Below are 16,216 nucleotides of genomic sequence, written 5' to 3'. Positions count from 1 at the left end.
CCCTCGTAGCGACACCATTCGTTCGAGGCAGGGAGGCCGGACATGTCTGGGCCGCTGGAAGGCAAGGTCGCACTGGTCGCGGGGGCGACCCGGGGCGCGGGGCGCGGGACCGCCGTGGAGCTGGGGGCGGCCGGCGCCACCGTCTATGTGACGGGACGCACCACCCGTGACCGGCGCTCCGAGTACGACCGCCCCGAGACCATCGAGGACACCGCCGACCTGGTCACCGAGGCGGGCGGGCACGGCATCGCCGTCCCCACCGACCACCTCGACCCCGCACAGGTGCGCGCCCTCGTCGACCGCGTCGCGGACGAACAGGGCCGCCTCGACGTCCTGGTCAACGACATCTGGGGCGGCGAGAACCTCTTCGAGTGGGACACCCCCCTCTGGGAGCACGACCTCGACAAGGGGCTGCGGCTGCTCCGGCTCGCCGTCGAGACCCACGCGATCACCAGTCACCACGCCCTGCCGCTGCTGCTGCGCCGCCCGGGCGGCCTGGTCGTCGAGATGACCGACGGCACCGCCGAGTACAACCGCGACACCTACCGCGTGAACTTCTTCTACGACCTCGCCAAGGCGTCCGTGCTGCGCATGGCCTTCGCCCTCGGCCATGAACTCGGCCCGCGCGGCGCCACCGCTGTCGCGCTCACCCCAGGCTGGCTGCGCTCGGAGCTGATGCTCGACCACTTCGGCGTCCGTGAGGACAACTGGCGCGACGCCCTGGAGCGCGTCCCCCACTTCGCCATCTCGGAGACACCCCGCTACGTCGGCCGCGCCGTCGCCGCCCTCGCCGCCGACCCCGACGTCGCCCGCCACAACGGAGGGTCCCTCTCCAGCGGCGGTCTCGCCCAGGAGTACGGCTTCACCGACCTCGACGGCAGCAGGCCGGACGCCTGGCGCTACCTCGTCGAGGTACAGGACGCGGGGAAGCCGGCGGACACGTCGGGCTACCGCTGAGCGTCGTCTTCCCAGCCGCCCGTCGGGCGGCTGGGCGGACAGGAAGTTCACTGTTTCGTCACAGGCTGTGCGGGACTACAACCGATACCCCTGGACACCGGTCTACGTTGACGAGATCGCCGCATTCGCGCCAGGGAGAGGGCAACCATGGGGGACATACGCAGACGAGGGGCCGTCGTGCTCGGGGTCACCGGCCTTGTCGCACCGCTGACACTCGCGTTGGGCGCCGCGCCGGCGCAGGCCGCGAGTTGTTCGACGCAGGCCGGGCCGTACCAGAAGCAGGTCGAGAAGTTCCTCGGCCGGCCCGTCGACGGCAGGCAGTCGACCGCCGACTGCAAGGCCATCCAGGCCTTCCAGAACAAGCACGGCATCACCCCGAACATCGGCTACGCCGGGTCTGTCACCTGGGGTGTGATGGACCTCATGAACAAGCAGAAGGCGGTGGGAAACAACCCCAACAAGTCCGGCGCGTGCCCCACCAACAAGGGACGCATCGCCTGCGTCAACCTCACGCTCCAGCTCAGCTGGATCCAGGACGGCAGCAGGCTCGTCTACGGCCCCGTCCCGGTGCGCACCGGCCGGAACGGGTACGAGACCCGCACCGGTCTGAAGAAGATCTACTGGCGTGACATCGACCACGTCTCGACGATCTACAACGTGCCCATGCCCTACAGCCAGTTCTTCGACGGCGGCCAGGCCTTCCACTCCGTCGGTCTCAGCATGTGGAACCCGCCGGGTTCGCACGGCTGCGTCAACATGACCAGTACGACCGCCAAGAAGTACTGGTCCCTGCTGAAGAACGGCGACGACGTCTTCGTCTACGGCCGCAAGCCGGGCACCTGAGGCCACCGAAGCGGTGCGGGCGCCCGGCGTTGCCGGGCGTCACGCCTCTGGCGCGTCCCCGAAGTCCGGGATCTCCAGCCTCGCCCCGCCCTGCCGTGCGGACTCGTGCGCGACGATGCCCGGCAGGGTGTAGCGGGCGGCGACCCAGGCGTTCACGGACGGCAGCGTGCGCGAGTTGACCGCCGTCACGAAGTCGTCCACCAGGAAGTGGTGGCTGCCCTCGTGCCCGTTGTGCAGCTCGTCGAACTCCCGCGGCAGGCGCGCGCGGTCGTGCACTGGCGCCGAACCCGAGGTGAACGCGGCCCGCAGATCGGGCGCGATGTGCTGGAGCGACGGGTCGTCCGGGGACAGCGTGGGCTTGGGCTCCAGCAGCTCACTGATGTCCTTCACGCCCTTCTTGTCCTGCCACAGCGCCACCGTCGCGAGCTGCTCCATGCTCGCCTCCGTACCGAAGAAGCGGAATCGGGACTCTCGGATGTGTGAGGGATAGCCGACCCGCCGGAACTCGTTCGTACGGAACGAGCCGCCGCCGGCCACCTCGAACAGCGCGGTGGCGTTGGAGAAGTCGTTGCCGAACCGGCTCACCTCCTTGTCGAAGACGCCGTCGCCCCGCTCGTCGACCACCCCGATCGCGGACACGCTCACCGCGTGCGTCTGCCAGGCGCCCAGCACCCCGCCCACCGAGTGTGTCGGATACAGCAGCGGGGGATAGCTGGCGGTCGCCTTCCAGTCCGCCCCGCCGCTGTACTGATAGGCCTCGTAGAACCCCAGGTCCATGTCGTGGACGTAGTCGCCCTCGGCGTAGAAGAGCTGTCCGAAGGCGCCCTCGGCGATCTGGTTGCGGGCGTGCACGGTCGCCGGGTTGTACTGGCTCGTCTCGCCCATCATGTACGTCAGTCCGGTCGCCTTGACGGCGTCGATGATCGCCGCGATCTCCGCCGTGGTGATCGCCATGGGGACGGCGGAGTAGACGTGCTTGCCCGCGTTCAGGCCCTGAAGGACCAGCGGGCCGTGCGTCCAACGCTGGGTGAAGACGGCGACCGCGTCGACCGCCGGCGACTCGAGCATCGCCTCGTACGAGGGGAACGTGCCCGTCAGGCCCACGTCCGCGGCGAGCCGCTCGGCCCTCTCGGGCAGCAGATCGGTGACATGGACGTCGCTGACGCCGGGATGGGCCAGGAACAGCTTGGCGAACTGGCCCGAGAACTGCCCGGCGCCGACGATGCCGAGGGAGAACGTCATGGGTGGCGTGCCCTTCCGAAGTCGATTCACTGGTCGAGGATCAGGTTGATCTGGCTGTTGGTCTCGTCGAGGCTGCTCACCGGCTTGCCGTTGCCGTAGATGTCCTCCATGGCAGGCTGCATGAGCGCCGTGACGTCCGCCGCGTAGTTGGTGATCGGGTAGGAGAAGGTGCGGAAGTCCTTCTTGTCGGCGACCGGCTCCGTGAACGCCGAGACGTCGATGCCCTGCTTCTTGTAGGCGGCGATGGCGGCCTGCGTACCGGCCGGAGTGGCGGGGAGGACGACGCCGTATTTTCCGACGACGGTCTGGCATGCGTCGGAGGCCAGGTAGGCCACCCACTTCCGGGCGCCCGCCTTGTTGTGGGCGCCCTTCGTGATGGAGTCGGCGAGGCCGTTCATCATCGTGGCCCGCTTGCCGGTCGGGCCGACAGGAGTCAGGGCGGCCTTGATGTCCTTGCCCTTGAAGCCGTGGTAGGTGGAGATCATCCAGGCGCCGTCGAAGGTGGCGGCCGCCTTGCCCGCGGCGACCTGGGTGTTGCCCTGGTTGGACTGCACGTTGTAGTCGGAGAACGGGGCCATGTACCCCTTCTTCGCCAGCCCGAAGTACCACTTGACGACGGACTGGAAGGTCCTGCTGTCGTACTGGTAGTGGGTGCCCCAGCGCGCCTTCTCCGTGTAACTCCAGCTGGCGGAGGCGGTGAACATGCTCCACTGGGTCTGGCCGTCGCCGTAGCCGCCGCCCTGGCTGGCCAGTCCGTAGACCTTCACATGGTTCTTGTCGAAGCCCGGCTCGTCCCCGCGCCGTCCGTTGCGGTCGACGGTGAGGCGGGCGATGGCCTTCTCGAAGGTGCCGCCGTCCTTCGGGTTCCAGGACAGATCGTCGAGCTGCCCGGCGGTGAACCCGGCGGCCTTCGCCGACTTCGCGTCGTAGAAGAGGGCGACGGTGTCCCAGTCCTTCGGGGCGCCGTAGCGGTGGCCGTCCTGGCCGATCCAGTTGGCGGCCAGGCCCGGCTGGTAGGCGGAGTTCTCGATGCCGAGGTCGTCCAGCGGCTCCAGCACCTTCAGATCGGCGAACTGGCCGAACTTCTGGATGTGGTCGGTGAACACGTCCGGCTGGGTGCCCGCGATGAACCCGGCGGTGAGCTTGGTCCAGTAGTCGCTCCACCCCAACTGGGTGATCCTGACGTCCAGTCCGGGGTTCTCCCGCTCGAAACCCTTGGCGCAGGCCTGGTAGGCGGGCAGTTGGTTGGCGTCCCACAGCCAGTAGGTCACCGTGTGCGCGGACCCGCCGGTGGAGCCGCCCTGCGCGCAGCCCGTCGCCAGCGACAGCGCGAGCGCCCCGGCCAGCGCGGTGAGCGTACGAAGTCGGTTCACTGTTCCCTCACTTGATCCCGGTGAAGCCGATGGAGCTGACGATGCGGCGGGCGAAGCAGGCGAAGAGCACCAGCATCGGCAGCGCGGCGATCAGCGTCGCCGCGGAGAGTCCTGACCAGTCGACGCCGGTCGCCGGTGTCTGCGCGCGGAAGACCGCCAGTGCCACCGTCAGCACGCGCGAGCTGTCGCTGTAGGAGACCATCAGTGGCCAGAAGTAGTCGTTCCAGGAGGTGATGTACGTCAGCACGGACAGCGTGATGACCGGTGTCGACGCCATGGGCAGGATCACCCGGAAGAAGATCTTCACCTTTCCGGCGCCGTCGAGCAGGGCCGCCTCCTCGATCTCCCCGGGGATGTTCATGAAGAACTGCCTCAGGAAGAACACCGCGAACGGCGTCATGAAGAGGCTGGGCAGTGCGATGCCCCACAGCGTGTCCACCAGGTGAAGCTGCTTGATGAGGACGAAGTTCGGTAGCAGCGTGAAGATGGTCGGCACCATCAGCCCCGCCAGGAACAGGCCGAACACCTTGTCCCGGCCCCGCCAGCGCAGTCGGGCGAAGGCGTAGGCGGCCATCGCCGAGAAGAAGATCTGGCAGCCGGTGATCAGGGTCGAGACGAACACCGAGTTGAGCAGATAGCGCCAGAAGTCGAGCCCACCGCCGGCGCCACCCTGCGCGATCGCCTCCTTCGTGGACTGCAGTCCGAGGGCCCGCTCGAAGCCGCCGGTGCCGAGGTCGACCGGCAGCGGATCGGCCGGGTCGGCGCTGAGGCCCGCGTTGGAGGAGAGCGCGGTGCGCAGGATCCAGTAGAACGGCAGCAGGGTGATGAGCACGATCAGGCCCATCACGGCCCAGGCGGCGGCCCGCCCCAGGGAGATCCTGCGCCGGACCTGCCGGGCGCCGGTCGTCGTCGTGGTGGCCGGTGGTGGTGCCGTTGTCGTCGCGACAGCCATGGTCCGCGTCTCCTGTCAGCCGAGGTCGGTCCGGCCGGCCCGGGTGAGCCGGTACTGCAGGACGGTGATCGCGCTCAGGACGACCAGCAGGGCGACGGACATCGCCGAGGCGTAGCCGAACTGGAAGCGGCCGAAGGCGGAGCCGTAGATGTAGTACTGGAGGACGTTGGTGGCGTTCGCGGGGCCGCCCGCCGTGGTCACCGCCACGGTGTCGAACACCTGGAACGACCCGATCACGGTCATGATCAGCACCACCGCCAGCACCGGACGCAGCAGCGGCATCGTGATCCTCCAGAACATCCGCCACTCGCCCGCGCCGTCGACCCTGGCCGCCTCGTACACGTCGTTCGGGATCGCCTGGAGCCCGGCGAAGAGCAGCAGCGCGGTGTAGCCGACGTGCCGCCAGACGTTGATCATGGCGATCGTCGGGATGGCCCAGGTCTCGTCGGCCAGGAACGGGATCCGGTCGAAGCCGAGGGCCGTGACGATCTCGTTGCCGATGCCGAGCTGGGTGTCGAGGATCCACAGCCAGACGAGGCCCGCGACGACGTTGGACATCAGATACGGGGTGAGCACGATGCCCCGCAGCACCGCCGACTGCGTCAACCGTTGCAACAGCACGGCGATGGCGAGGGCCGCGACCGTCTGCACGCCGATGTTGAGGAGCACGTACTCGACGGTGACCTTCAGCGAGTCCCAGAAGATGGGGTCGTGGACCATCCGTACGTAGTTGTCCAGGCCCACCCACTCCGCCGGCGTCAGCAGGTTGAAGCGGGTGAAGCTCAGGTAGACGCCCCGCAGCGTCGGCCAGAGCAGGAAGACCGCGAACCCCAGCAGGGCCGGGGCGAGGAACAGCGCGGCGAGCCGGCCGTCACCCCGCCCCTCACGGTGCGACGGCGGACTGCTGGAGGCGATGGCCATCGGGAGACTCCCTCGTCTGCGGCGGCTCGTGCTCGGCGTCACTTACTTTTGAGCCGGAAGAATCCATGCGTCAAGAGGTGCTTCAAAATCTTTTCCGGTGGCCAGGTCTGCACCTATAGTGACCTGGATACTTCCAAGACAAAAGAAATCGTGTGGGAGTCTGACCCTCATGACCACAGGTACCGCGGCCGGCTGGCTGTCGCTGAGTTCGGGGGAGCGCTCGGTCGCGATCGAGGTGCTCGTCCACGGCCCGTTGTCGCGCACCGACCTCGCGCGGCGGCTGAACCTCTCCGCGGGCAGCCTCACCCGGCTGACCAAACCGCTGATCGAGTCGGGCCTGCTGGTCGAGAGACCCGAGACGGGCGCCCCGGCGGAGTCGCGGCAGGGCCGCCCCTCCCAACCGCTCGACGTGGTCGCGGAGTCCGGCTCCTTCATCGGCTTCAAGATCACCGAGGACATGGTGTACGGCGTCGTCACCACCCTGCGCAGCGACATCGTCGCCCGCTACGACCGCCCACTCACCTCGCACGACCCCGACGTCGTCGTCGGCCTGCTGGGCGAGATGGCCGACGAGCTGGCCGGCGCGCACCCGCGCCTCGCCGGGATCGGCATCGGGGTGGGCGGGCTCGTCCAGGACCGTACGGTGGTCGGGGAGTCACGCTTCCTGGGATGGCGGGGCGTGCCGCTGGCCGCGCTGGTCGAGGAACGCACGGGGCTGCCGGTGGTCGTCGAGAACGACGTCGCCGCGCTCGTGGAGGCGGAGACCTGGTTCGGCGCGGGCCGTGGCCTCGACCGCTTCGTGGTCCTCACCATCGGCGCGGGCATCGGCTACGGCCTGGTCCTGGGCGGCAAGCGGGTCTCCTGCGCGGAGGAGGACCGTGACTTCGGTCGGCACTGGATCGTGAACCCCCACGGCCCGCTCACCCCCGACGGCGAGCGCGGCAGCGCCGTCTCGCTGCTGACCATCCCCAACATCCGCTACCAGGTGCAGGCCGCCACCGGCCGGGAGCGGACCTACGAGGAGATCCTCGCCCTGGCCGCCGCGGGGGAGTCCATGCCCGCCCGGGTCGTCGACGAGGCGGCCCGCGCCCTGGGCACCCTGGTCGCGCAGATCGCCAACTTCGTCATGCCGCAGAAGATCCTGCTCGCCGGTGAGGGCGTCGGTCTGATGGACGTGGGCGGGGCGACGGTGGAGGCCACCATCCGCGCCCACCGGCATCCGCTGGCCGCCCCGGTGGCGCTGGAGACCAAGGTGTCCGACTTCCACGACTGGGCACAGGGGGCGGCCGTACTGGCGATCCAGGTGCTGGTGCTGGGCGCTGCGGAGGGGTGAAATCGGGTGTGGGTGTTGACAGATGGACGTGATCAGTAACACGTCCGGTATGTCTGATTCGCGCGCGATGACTCACGCTGCCTTCACCTCGGACGCCGTAAGATTCACACCATGTCCACCACTGTTGAATCCCTCTCCGAGCGATCGGCCGCGGAGGTCAACGAGGAGATCCGGGCCCTGTGGCTCCGGTCGGGCGGGACACTGAGCGGCGAGCAGCGCGAGGAATATCGGCGGCTCGTCCTGGAGTGGGCCGCCGCGCCCCAGCCCGTCGAGGCGGCCTGACGCTCCCCGAGGACCCCGAGGCTCCCTTTCCGAAGCGGGCACCCTGACCGGGTGCCCTTTTCGCTGTCCTGCCGACCCTCCCGGCCCCCCGACCAGGCCCCGCTCAGCCCCAGGTCGCCGAGTAGTGCCGCTGGTAGGCCTTGCGGTCCTGCTCGGCGCGGATGTAGCGGGTCGCGACGAGGGCGACCATGCTGCCCGCGATCACCAGCAGCCCGGGGCCGATGTTCCTGGGGTCGGTGAGCCGGGAGGCGAGGGTCGTGCCGCCGCCGATGCCCGTCACGGGAGTGGTCGAGCCCGGCGAGGTCCCGCCCGGAGCGATCGCCGCCTGGGTGTTCGAAGCGGTCGGCTGAGGGGCGCCGGACGCCGCGGGAGCGCCGCCCTGGTTGTTTGCGGCGGACGGCGCGGCCACGATCAGCTGCACCCCGAGCTGGGCCAGCGCCCTCGTCACGGGCTGGAAGAACGTCGTACCCCCCGTCTTGCAGTCGCCGCTGCCGCCCGAGGTGATGCCCAGGGCGACGCCCTCGGAGAACATCGGGCCGCCGCTGTCGCCGGGCTCGGCGCACACGTTCGTCTCGATGAGCCCGCCGACCGTGCCCTCCGGATAGTTCACCGTCGCGTCCAGGCCGGTGACCTCGCCGTCGCGCAGCCCGCTGGTGCTGCCGCTGCGGAACACCCGCTGGCCGACGGCCGCGTCGCCCGTGCCCGTGATCTTCACCCCGTTGCCGTTGCCGATCGCCACCACGTCGGCGCCGTCGCCCGCCTTGCCGCTCGCGTACTGCACCAGCGAGAAGTCGCTGCCGGGGAAGTTGGAGTTGACCGTCTGGCCCACCTGCTGGGTGGCCTGGTTGTCCGCGAACCAGGTCGACCCGGTGGGCCCGCAGTGTCCGGCGGTGAGGATGAAGTCGTTCGATCCGTTGGTGACGTTGAAGCCGGCCGAACAGCGTCCGCCGGTCGACAGGATCGGCAGCGCGCCGTTGATCCGGGTGGTGAACTTGCCGGTGGTGCGCTCCATGCGCACGAAGCTGCCGATGCCGGTGGCGGTCCGCGTCAGCTGCGACCAGTCGGCGGCCGACACGGTGCTGTCCGCCTGCACCACGATCTGGTTCGACCGGTAGTCCATCACCCACGCCGTGCCGGCCACCCTGGGCGCCGAACGCAGCGTGGCCGTGGCCGACTTGAGCTCGTTCATGCTGTGGGAGACGACCTTCGCCTCGGCGCCCGCCGCCCGGACGGCGTCGGCGGTCTGCTGGTCGGTGACCGCCACGACCGGCTGCCCGTCGGAACCGATCCAGGTGCCCGCCGTACGAGCGGTGCCGAGCTTCGTGACGAGAGCCGCCCCCGGATTGGTGACGACGGTCTCCGGTGCACTACGCGGCACCGCCGACGTGGCGGGTGGCTCACTCGCCATGGCCGCCTGCGTGACCATGGCCCCTCCCAGGAGGAGTCCGCCGACTGCCGCCAGCCGCGTCACTCGCCGGACGGTCCGTCGTCGTACGTGCCTCATGCATGGCTCCCGAAACCCGAACACGCGGCCTCAACACCGCGGGGGCCCTCCGGTCGTTGAGCGCCCTCACTGTCCATACGCGTCGGGACCCGGCAGCGTTCAGCCCGAAAGTGATCACTTGCGTGCCGGGCCTCAGTGTTTACGTGCCACCCCGCCGAACATCGCGACCTCCTCCGGCTCGCCCCCGTCCCCGGTGCCCTCCGGACGCCAGCGCGAGCACGACACCACGCCCGGTTCCAGCAGATCCAGGCCCTCGAAGAAGCGGGCCACGTCCGCGGGCGTGCGCTGGGTCAGCCTGGGCGTGCCGTGCTCGTTCCAGAACCGCACCGCCTCGTCCACCTCGGGCATCGCCGGGATGGTCACGGTGTGCGACAGCGCCAGCAGGCTGCCCGACGGCAGACGGTCGACCAGCCGCCGCACCAGAGCGTACGGGTCCTCCTCGTCGCCGATGAAGATGACCACGCTGAGCAGGATCAGGGCGACGGGCTCGCTGAAGTCCAGTGTCCTGGCGGCGTGTTCGAGGATCGCGTCCACGTTGCGCAGATCCTCGTCGAGATAGTCGGTGCGGCCCTCGGGCGTGCTGGTGAGCAGGGCGCGGGCGTGCGCCAGGACCAGCGGGTCGTTGTCGACGTAGACGACCCGGGACTCCGGGGCGAGGCGCTGAGCGACCTCGTGCGTGTTGTCGGCGGTGGGCAGACCGGTGCCGATGTCGAGGAACTGGCGGATCCCCGCCTCGGTCACCAGGTGCTCCACCGCGCGGCCCAGGAAGAGCCGGTCGGCGCGGGCGTACTCGCTGATGCCCGGATGTAACTCCCGGATCCGGTCACCGGCCGCCCGGTCCACCTCGTAGTTGTCCCTGCCGCCCAGCCAGTAGTTCCAGATACGGGCGGTGTGCGGCTGCTGGGTGCTGATGCGCGTGTACGGCGACGGTGCCGCCACGTCGACGGCCGGCGCGTTCTCGGGCATGGCAGGGGCTCCTGAAGGGAGGCGGAGGAAGGGAGGCGGAGGAAGGGCGACGTGCTCGGTCGACAAGCAATCTAGACAGCCGAGTCGACCGGCGCCGACCGTCCCCCCGATTCCCGGGTGGGGCCGAGCCGCGCCCAGCTCCTTTCGTCGCCCCACACGGCCGCCGTGCCGGTGTAGGGACGCAGCAGCGCGGTGAGCACAGGGTCGCCGTGGCCATTGAGTTCGTCCGAGGCGATCCTGCGGGCGATGCCGGCGAGGAAGTCGGCGAGCTGCACCCGGGCGTCGAGCCGCGAGACGACCAGCCGCAGCCCGGCGAGCCGGATGCCCCGCTTCCGGGCCGCGTCCTCGATCCAGGCGATGCGCTCCGGGGTGAGCATGTTCTGCCGGTCGTGCGCGAGCCGGACCGGACGTCCTGCGTCGCTCCAGTGCGCGGCCGTGTGCAGGATGGAGGGGAGAAGGGGATTGAGGACCGGGGTGAGGACGAACGGCCCGTCCCGAATTCGGGCACGGTAGGAAAAGGCGCGGGAGCGTTCCTGCGAGAGCCGGGAGAGCGTGTCCGCCGCCGGTGTCCCCGCATATCGCTGCCGCAGTTCCTCGACCGTGCGGAAGAACTCCTCGACGGGTGCGTCCGGTTCGCCTTCGTGGCGCACGCGCAGCAATTGGTTGGCGGCCTCCAGGAATTGCCGCCACTCCGCGTCCGTGAAGGTCCGCCGCCCCTCCCGGAAGAGGGAAGCGGCCGCGTCCGGGGCGCCCAGCAGCAGGTCGACGGCCCGGTCCACGACGAAGAAGGCCTTCTCGACGAGGTGCACATGGGCGTGCCCGTACAGCGGGCCGGACGTGGAGAGCAGCCATTCCAGGACGGCCCGGTGTTTCTCCCGGAGCAGATGGTTCGCCTTGTACTCCTCGGCGGGCGAGCGGATCCGGTCGCGGATCTCCCGCACATGCCCGGCGGCGGAATCGACCGACAGCCGCACACTGGCATGGGCGAACACGTCCGTGTTTCCGCCGGTGAGATTCTCGCCGTCCGAACCCGACTCGTCGCAGGCGATCTCCAGGAGTCCGGCGGCGTCGGCCACGATTGTCCCGTTCACCTGATCCCAGGTCATACCACTGCCCCCTATCTTGTGCCCCATGACCAGCATCCCGCACGAGACGCCCCGTGCGCCGAACCCTTTGCACGCCCTCACCCTCGACCGGCTGCGATGTCGTACGAGCATGAAGTGGCGTACCCATCCGGCCGACGTCCTGCCGTTGTGGGTCGCGGAGATGGACGTACCCCTCGCCGAGCCGGTCGTCCGCGCGGTGACGGAGGCCCTCGCGCACGGCGACACCGGTTATCCGGCGGGCACGGCCTACGCCGAGGCGCTGGCCGGGTTCGCCGCGAAGCGATGGGGCTGGGACGGGCTCGCCGTCGAGCGGACGGCGATCGTGCCCGATGTGATGCTGGGCGTCGTCGAGATGCTGAAGCTGGTGACCGGGCCCGGTGATCCGGTGGTCGTCAACCCGCCGGTGTATCCGCCGTTCTTCCAGTTCGTCGAGCACATGGACCGGCGGATCGCCGAGGCGCCCCTCGACGATGACGGGCGGCTCGACCTCGACGTGCTGGAAGAGGCGTACCGGCGGGCGGTCGCGGGAGGCGGACGCGCGGCGCATCTGCTGTGCAGCCCGCACAACCCCACCGGCACCGTGCACACGGCCCGCGAGCTGTCCGCCGTCGCCGAGCTCGCCGGGCGGTACGGCGTCCGGGTCGTCGCCGACGAGATCCACGCCCCGCTCACCGCCCCCGGCGTCGACTTCGTGCCCTACCTCGCCGTCCCCGGCGCGGAGAGCGGACTGTCGCTGATGTCGGCGTCCAAGGGGTGGAACCTGGCCGGGCTCAAGGCGGCCCTGGCCGTCGCGGGCCCCGAGGCGGCGGCCGACCTGGCCCTGCTGCCCGAGGAGGTCGGTCACGGGCCGAGCCATGTCGGCGTGCTCGCCCACACCGCCGCGCTGCGCGAGGGAACGGACTGGCTGGACGCCCTGCTGGCCGGCCTGGACGAGAACCGACGCCTGCTCGCGGCCCTCCTGGCCGAGCATCTCCCCGGTGTCGTGCACCGGCCCGGCGAGGGCACCTACCTCGCCTGGCTCGACTGCCGGGCGCTGGGCCTGGGGGACGATCCGGCCTCGGTGTTCCTGGAGCGAGGCCGGGTGGCGCTCAGTTCCGGGCCGGACTTCGGCACGGGCGGAGCCGGGCACGTACGCCTGAATCTGGCCACCTCGCCGGAGATCCTCACCGAGGGCGTACGACGGATGGCGCGGGCCGTGCGCTGAGTCGCGAGCGGGCCAGGACCCTCGGGCTTCAGCCCGAGGAGCACGTCAGCTGCGGCGGTTCCGGCCCGACCACGAGCTGCGACCGCCGCGGTGGTCATGGACACGCACGCCCAGAGCGCCGGGTGCCTAGACTGCGGGAATGGATGACACGGCGCTCGATCGGCTCGGGGCGGGCAAGTACCTGCTGATCACCAGCTATCGGAAGAACGGGACGGGGGTCGCGACCCCCGTCTGGGTGGTGCGCGACGGGGACGCCCTCGGGGCCTGGTCGGCCGCCGACGCCTGGAAGGTCAAGCGCATCCGGGCCCGCGGCGACGTCCTCGTCGGCCCCTGCGACGTACGCGGCAGGCCGACGGGCGAGCAGGTCCCGGCCACCGCCGAGATCTGCGACGCACAGACCACCGCCCGCTACCGCACGCTGCTCGCGCGCAAGTACGGGATCCTGGGGCGCCTGACGCTCCTGGGCAGCCGGCTGCGGCGAGGGCTCGACGGCACGGTCGGGATCCGCGTGACCCTGTGAGCGATCGGACGCCGGGAACAGGTCAGGGGGCGTGGACCGCTCGGTCCACGCCCCCTGACTGATCAGCGCGGCTTACGACGCGTCGGTCACCGTCCCCGTCAGGATCGGGGGCAGCGGCTGGGCGTTGTCGCCCGTCAGCGCCAGCCGCAGCGACTCGACCGGCTCGGCCAGCTGGTCCCGCACCGTCGGCACGGTGAATTCGGTGGTGGTGGTTCCTGCCGGGAGCCCCATCCACACCCACAGGTTCGCCTGGGACAGCGGGCGCTCCGGGTCGGGCAGGTCACCGGAGTAGTCCATCAGCCACTGCGCGTCCACGTCCTTGGTGGACAGCTCGGCGCCCTCGGTGACCGGGAGCACCCGGATCGGCTGCAAGAAGTACACGTCGACGGGCTCCGACAGCGAGATCCGCCAGCTCAGCGTCTCGCCCTCGGTCACCTTGTCCACGACCGGGGTCAGGGTGACCTCGGGCGCGGGGTCGTCGTTCAGCGCCGTGACGCCGCCCCGGTAGGAGCCGACGACCGCACCGCGCACGGCCTTCACGAGAAGGTCGGTCTGCTGGTCGTAGCCGAAGCGCGTGTCGCCCTTCACCTCGACCGGCAGGTCGATCGGGGAGCTGCCGGGCCGGACGGTGACCAGCTTCTCCGTGGGTTCGCCGGTCGCCGGGTCGACGACGTAGAAGCGGGCGGTGCCGCTGCCGTGTCCGGACACCTGGACCGGGATGTGGTAGGTGCGGGTGCCGGAGTCGCCCTCCTTGACCGTGATCCGGCCGATGTCGACGCGCGGCAGCGCGGCGGCCTTCACCGCAGGAGTGCCGGGCGCCCAGCCCCAGGCGTCCATGAACCACGCCTGCCCGGAACCCGAACGCGGAGTCAGCTCAAGGGACCTGATGTGCCTGAGGTCGAGCCCGGCGCGGGTGGCGGCCGTCAGCGGGACGCGCAGTTCGCGAGCCCAGTAGGAAGCGGTGCGGCCGGAGCCCGGCAGCCCGTCGGCCGTGATGCGGCCGAGGGCGGCGCGCTTGCCGGCGGAGTCGGTGACGGCCACATCCAGTGCGGTGCCGGTGGTGTTCGGCGGTACGAACACGCGCAGCGCCAGGCTCTTGGCGCCGGCGAGCGAGACGGGAGCGGTGGACGTGATCTTCGCCGGGGTGCCCGGCGCCGACCAGTTCAGCGCGATCGCGCTCTTGCCGGAGTCCTTCTCCAGATCCCACCAACCGAAGTGCGGGGACATCCCCGTGGCGTCCTCGCCCAGACACGCCTTGGCCGGGTCGGGGTCCGCCCAGCACACCCGGCCGCCGGTCACCTTGACCGAGCCGTCGGGCATGAAACCACCCGTGCGACGGGCGCCGACCGCGTGCGTCAGGACGCGGGCCGGGTCGGCGGAGGGGGCGCGCACCCCCGTGCCGTCGAGCAGCGGGCGCACCCGGTCGTCACCGCCCACGAACAGCCGGGCCGCGGCGGCTATGTAGGTGGCGCCGGCCTGGTGCTGCTGGTCGGCGGTCAGCCGGGTCGGGGCGCCGTTGGAGCACACCGGGTCGGTCTGCTCGGGGTCCTCGGAGAAGTCGTCGAAGGAGGGCGCCACGGCCTTGCCGGGCGTCCACTCCGTGTTGAAGAAGTTGTGGTTGGCGCCGACCACGTACACGGCGCTGTGCAGGGCGGTGCCGTTGCTGACGCCGCGCGTGCCGTCGAGGTACGTCTCGCCCTCGAGGTCGGCGACGTCGCCGTCGCAGCCGGGCAGGATCGTCGCGGACGGGACGTCGGCGACCGGATTCTGGCCGAAGATCGTCGGTCCGATGAGGACGGTGCCGCGGATCTTCCAGCGGACCGGACCGTGATAGCCGTCCTCGGCGGCGGGCGCCGGGTAGAGGCTGTCCATGGCGGCCCGGTTGACGCCCTCGCCGCCGCGCGAGTGGCCGACCAGCAGGACGCGGGAGAGATCGGCCTTCGTCGCGTCGGGCACCGCCGCCGGGGCGGTGGCCGGGTGCGCGGCCCAGTCGGCCCACTTGGCCAGGTGCTGCCGCACCAGCGAGGAACGGGCCTGCGCGCCGGCGTCCTCGGCCTGTGCGTCCTGGCCGTTGATGCCGTTCGCCGAGATCGACACCGTCACATAGCCCTGCGAGGCCAGCAGCTGCTGGTCCTGCAGGTAACCCTTGTAGCTGGGAACCGACTTCATGCCCGCCGGGCAGGGCCAGGAGATGTCGAGGTCGTCGCTGCCGGGCGTGTAGCAGGTGGTGTGCCGGCCGTGCAGGAAGAGCGCGAGCGGCCGCTTGCCGGTGGCGCCCCTCGGCGCGACGACGACCGCCTGCATCTCGATCGGCTGGGCGTAGCCGGGCAGCTTCAACGGGGCGAGGTTGTACTCGCCGCTGACCGTGCGGTACGAGCCCGGCTTGCCCGGGTCGACGGAGTTGGCCGGAGCCGGAGCCGGAGCCGGAGCGGGAGTCCGGGCCGGGGGCTGTCCGGCGGCGAGTGAACGCCGTTCGGCCGCAGCGGAGTTGTCGGCGGGTGCGTCCAGCCGGCGTCCGCTCGCGAGGACCTGAAGGTCCTTCAGGGGGGTGTCGCCGGCCTCGTCGAGGGAGAGCCGGAACGTGCGGCCGTCCTTCGCCGCCTTCGGTACGCCGAGCAGTCGGTCGCCCGCGTGGAACTCCACGCGGGCGTCACCGAAGGGCACGGGCGTGGGCGAGCGCCATATCAGCTCGCGTGCGGCGCCCTGCCCGCCGATCCGCCACCCCTCCGGCAGCCCGCTGTCGGTGGACGAGGTCAACGGTCTTGTCTCGGATGGTTGTTGGGCTTGTGCCAGTCCCGGTGTTCCCGCCAGGGCCGCGATTGCGGCCACGGCGGTGACACCTATGCGCCGGGCACGGATCAAGGGTCCACTCCTCAACACTCGGAGCGCGGGGGCCCCGTCCGGACCGGGAGCCCCTCACGTCCCGAAGGAAGCGGTACGATCCCTGTGGGTTGCCTGTGCCGACGGACTCTGCCCTCAGGGGCAGAGAAAACCGGCCAGCAGGACGACTGCG

General features: G+C 70.5%; 14 protein-coding genes. 6 read left to right on the top strand and 8 right to left on the bottom strand.

The window, feature by feature from the left end; genetic code table 11:
* Nucleotides 1-42: 42 nt before the first annotated feature.
* The gene (locus B5557_RS04525) at nucleotides 43-957 is read left to right on the top strand and encodes an SDR family oxidoreductase (protein ID WP_079657890.1); all 915 of its coding nucleotides are present in this window, start codon (nucleotides 43-45) and stop codon (nucleotides 955-957) included.
* Between the two features lie 147 nt (nucleotides 958-1,104).
* The gene (locus B5557_RS04520; protein ID WP_079657889.1) at nucleotides 1,105-1,800 is read left to right on the top strand and encodes a L,D-transpeptidase family protein; all 696 of its coding nucleotides are present in this window, start codon (nucleotides 1,105-1,107) and stop codon (nucleotides 1,798-1,800) included.
* Between the two features lie 39 nt (nucleotides 1,801-1,839).
* Here the strand turns inward: B5557_RS04520 and B5557_RS04515 are convergent, their stop codons facing one another.
* The 4 genes from B5557_RS04515 to B5557_RS04500 are packed head-to-tail and all read right to left on the bottom strand — an operon-like array spanning nucleotide 1,840 to nucleotide 6,288.
* Entirely contained in the window at nucleotides 1,840-3,042 is a 1,203-nt protein-coding gene (locus B5557_RS04515) for a Gfo/Idh/MocA family protein (RefSeq protein ID WP_079657888.1), read from the bottom strand.
* A gap of 26 nt (nucleotides 3,043-3,068) precedes the next feature.
* Entirely contained in the window at nucleotides 3,069-4,415 is a 1,347-nt protein-coding gene (locus tag B5557_RS04510; RefSeq protein ID WP_079657887.1) for an ABC transporter substrate-binding protein, read from the bottom strand.
* Nucleotides 4,416-4,422: 7 nt separating this feature from the next.
* Entirely contained in the window at nucleotides 4,423-5,367 is a 945-nt protein-coding gene (locus tag B5557_RS04505) for a carbohydrate ABC transporter permease (protein WP_079657886.1), read from the bottom strand.
* 15 nt (nucleotides 5,368-5,382) lie between these two features.
* Entirely contained in the window at nucleotides 5,383-6,288 is a 906-nt protein-coding gene (locus tag B5557_RS04500; protein WP_079657885.1) for a carbohydrate ABC transporter permease, read from the bottom strand.
* A gap of 169 nt (nucleotides 6,289-6,457) precedes the next feature.
* On the opposite strand from B5557_RS04500, the gene B5557_RS04495 reads away from it, so the two are divergent.
* Nucleotides 6,458-7,621, top strand: coding sequence for an ROK family transcriptional regulator (locus B5557_RS04495; protein WP_079657884.1), 1,164 nt, complete (start codon nucleotides 6,458-6,460; stop codon nucleotides 7,619-7,621).
* Nucleotides 7,622-7,732: 111 nt separating this feature from the next.
* The gene (locus B5557_RS44150) at nucleotides 7,733-7,903 is read left to right on the top strand and encodes a hypothetical protein (RefSeq protein ID WP_099935348.1); all 171 of its coding nucleotides are present in this window, start codon (nucleotides 7,733-7,735) and stop codon (nucleotides 7,901-7,903) included.
* A gap of 103 nt (nucleotides 7,904-8,006) precedes the next feature.
* Here the strand turns inward: B5557_RS44150 and B5557_RS04490 are convergent, their stop codons facing one another.
* The 3 genes from B5557_RS04490 to B5557_RS04480 all read right to left on the bottom strand — a co-directional run bounded on the left by B5557_RS04490 (nucleotide 8,007) and on the right by B5557_RS04480 (nucleotide 11,479).
* Complete coding sequence (locus B5557_RS04490) at nucleotides 8,007-9,407, bottom strand: S1 family peptidase (RefSeq protein ID WP_079657883.1); 1,401 nt, start codon at nucleotides 9,405-9,407, stop codon at nucleotides 8,007-8,009.
* Nucleotides 9,408-9,539: 132 nt separating this feature from the next.
* On the bottom strand, nucleotides 9,540-10,373 hold the full coding sequence (locus tag B5557_RS04485) for an SAM-dependent methyltransferase (RefSeq protein WP_079657882.1): 834 nt from the start codon (nucleotides 10,371-10,373) through the stop codon (nucleotides 9,540-9,542).
* A 71-nt stretch (nucleotides 10,374-10,444) separates the two neighbouring features.
* The gene (locus B5557_RS04480) at nucleotides 10,445-11,479 is read right to left on the bottom strand and encodes a hypothetical protein (protein ID WP_079657881.1); all 1,035 of its coding nucleotides are present in this window, start codon (nucleotides 11,477-11,479) and stop codon (nucleotides 10,445-10,447) included.
* 25 nt (nucleotides 11,480-11,504) lie between these two features.
* Here B5557_RS04480 and B5557_RS04475 point away from each other — a divergent pair, with 25 nt between their 5' ends.
* A complete protein-coding gene (locus tag B5557_RS04475) occupies nucleotides 11,505-12,683 on the top strand; it encodes a MalY/PatB family protein (protein ID WP_079657880.1) in 1,179 nt (392 codons plus the stop codon).
* 139 nt (nucleotides 12,684-12,822) lie between these two features.
* Nucleotides 12,823-13,203 carry a PPOX class F420-dependent oxidoreductase gene (locus B5557_RS04470; protein WP_079657879.1) on the top strand — a complete coding sequence of 127 codons (381 nt, stop codon included), beginning with the start codon at nucleotides 12,823-12,825 and terminating at the stop codon, nucleotides 13,201-13,203.
* A gap of 72 nt (nucleotides 13,204-13,275) precedes the next feature.
* Here B5557_RS04470 and B5557_RS04465 read toward each other — a convergent pair whose 3' ends face one another.
* Nucleotides 13,276-16,065, bottom strand: coding sequence for a hypothetical protein (locus B5557_RS04465; RefSeq protein WP_079657878.1), 2,790 nt, complete (start codon nucleotides 16,063-16,065; stop codon nucleotides 13,276-13,278).
* Nucleotides 16,066-16,216 lie beyond the last annotated feature (151 nt).

Origin of the sequence: Streptomyces sp. 3214.6, assembly GCF_900129855.1 — a bacterium.
In the GTDB taxonomy this organism is placed as follows: domain Bacteria; phylum Actinomycetota; class Actinomycetes; order Streptomycetales; family Streptomycetaceae; genus Streptomyces; species Streptomyces soliscabiei.
This window is presented reverse-complemented; position numbering and strand designations above follow the sequence as displayed.

What these genes read in the sequence shown, in the direction of transcription:
- B5557_RS04525 (WP_079657890.1), top strand. Translation starts at nt 43, where the DNA reads ATGTCTGGGCCGCTGGAAGGCAAGGTCGCACTGGTCGCGGGGGCGACC.
- B5557_RS04520 (WP_079657889.1), top strand. Translation starts at nt 1,105, where the DNA reads ATGGGGGACATACGCAGACGAGGGGCCGTCGTGCTCGGGGTCACCGGC.
- B5557_RS04515 (WP_079657888.1), bottom strand. Translation starts at nt 3,042, where the DNA reads ATGACGTTCTCCCTCGGCATCGTCGGCGCCGGGCAGTTCTCGGGCCAG.
- B5557_RS04505 (WP_079657886.1), bottom strand. Translation starts at nt 5,367, where the DNA reads ATGGCTGTCGCGACGACAACGGCACCACCACCGGCCACCACGACGACG.
- B5557_RS04500 (WP_079657885.1), bottom strand. Translation starts at nt 6,288, where the DNA reads ATGGCCATCGCCTCCAGCAGTCCGCCGTCGCACCGTGAGGGGCGGGGT.
- B5557_RS04495 (WP_079657884.1), top strand. Translation starts at nt 6,458, where the DNA reads ATGACCACAGGTACCGCGGCCGGCTGGCTGTCGCTGAGTTCGGGGGAG.
- B5557_RS44150 (WP_099935348.1), top strand. Translation starts at nt 7,733, where the DNA reads ATGTCCACCACTGTTGAATCCCTCTCCGAGCGATCGGCCGCGGAGGTC.
- B5557_RS04490 (WP_079657883.1), bottom strand. Translation starts at nt 9,407, where the DNA reads ATGAGGCACGTACGACGACGGACCGTCCGGCGAGTGACGCGGCTGGCG.
- B5557_RS04485 (WP_079657882.1), bottom strand. Translation starts at nt 10,373, where the DNA reads ATGCCCGAGAACGCGCCGGCCGTCGACGTGGCGGCACCGTCGCCGTAC.
- B5557_RS04480 (WP_079657881.1), bottom strand. Translation starts at nt 11,479, where the DNA reads ATGACCTGGGATCAGGTGAACGGGACAATCGTGGCCGACGCCGCCGGA.
- B5557_RS04475 (WP_079657880.1), top strand. Translation starts at nt 11,505, where the DNA reads ATGACCAGCATCCCGCACGAGACGCCCCGTGCGCCGAACCCTTTGCAC.
- B5557_RS04470 (WP_079657879.1), top strand. Translation starts at nt 12,823, where the DNA reads ATGGATGACACGGCGCTCGATCGGCTCGGGGCGGGCAAGTACCTGCTG.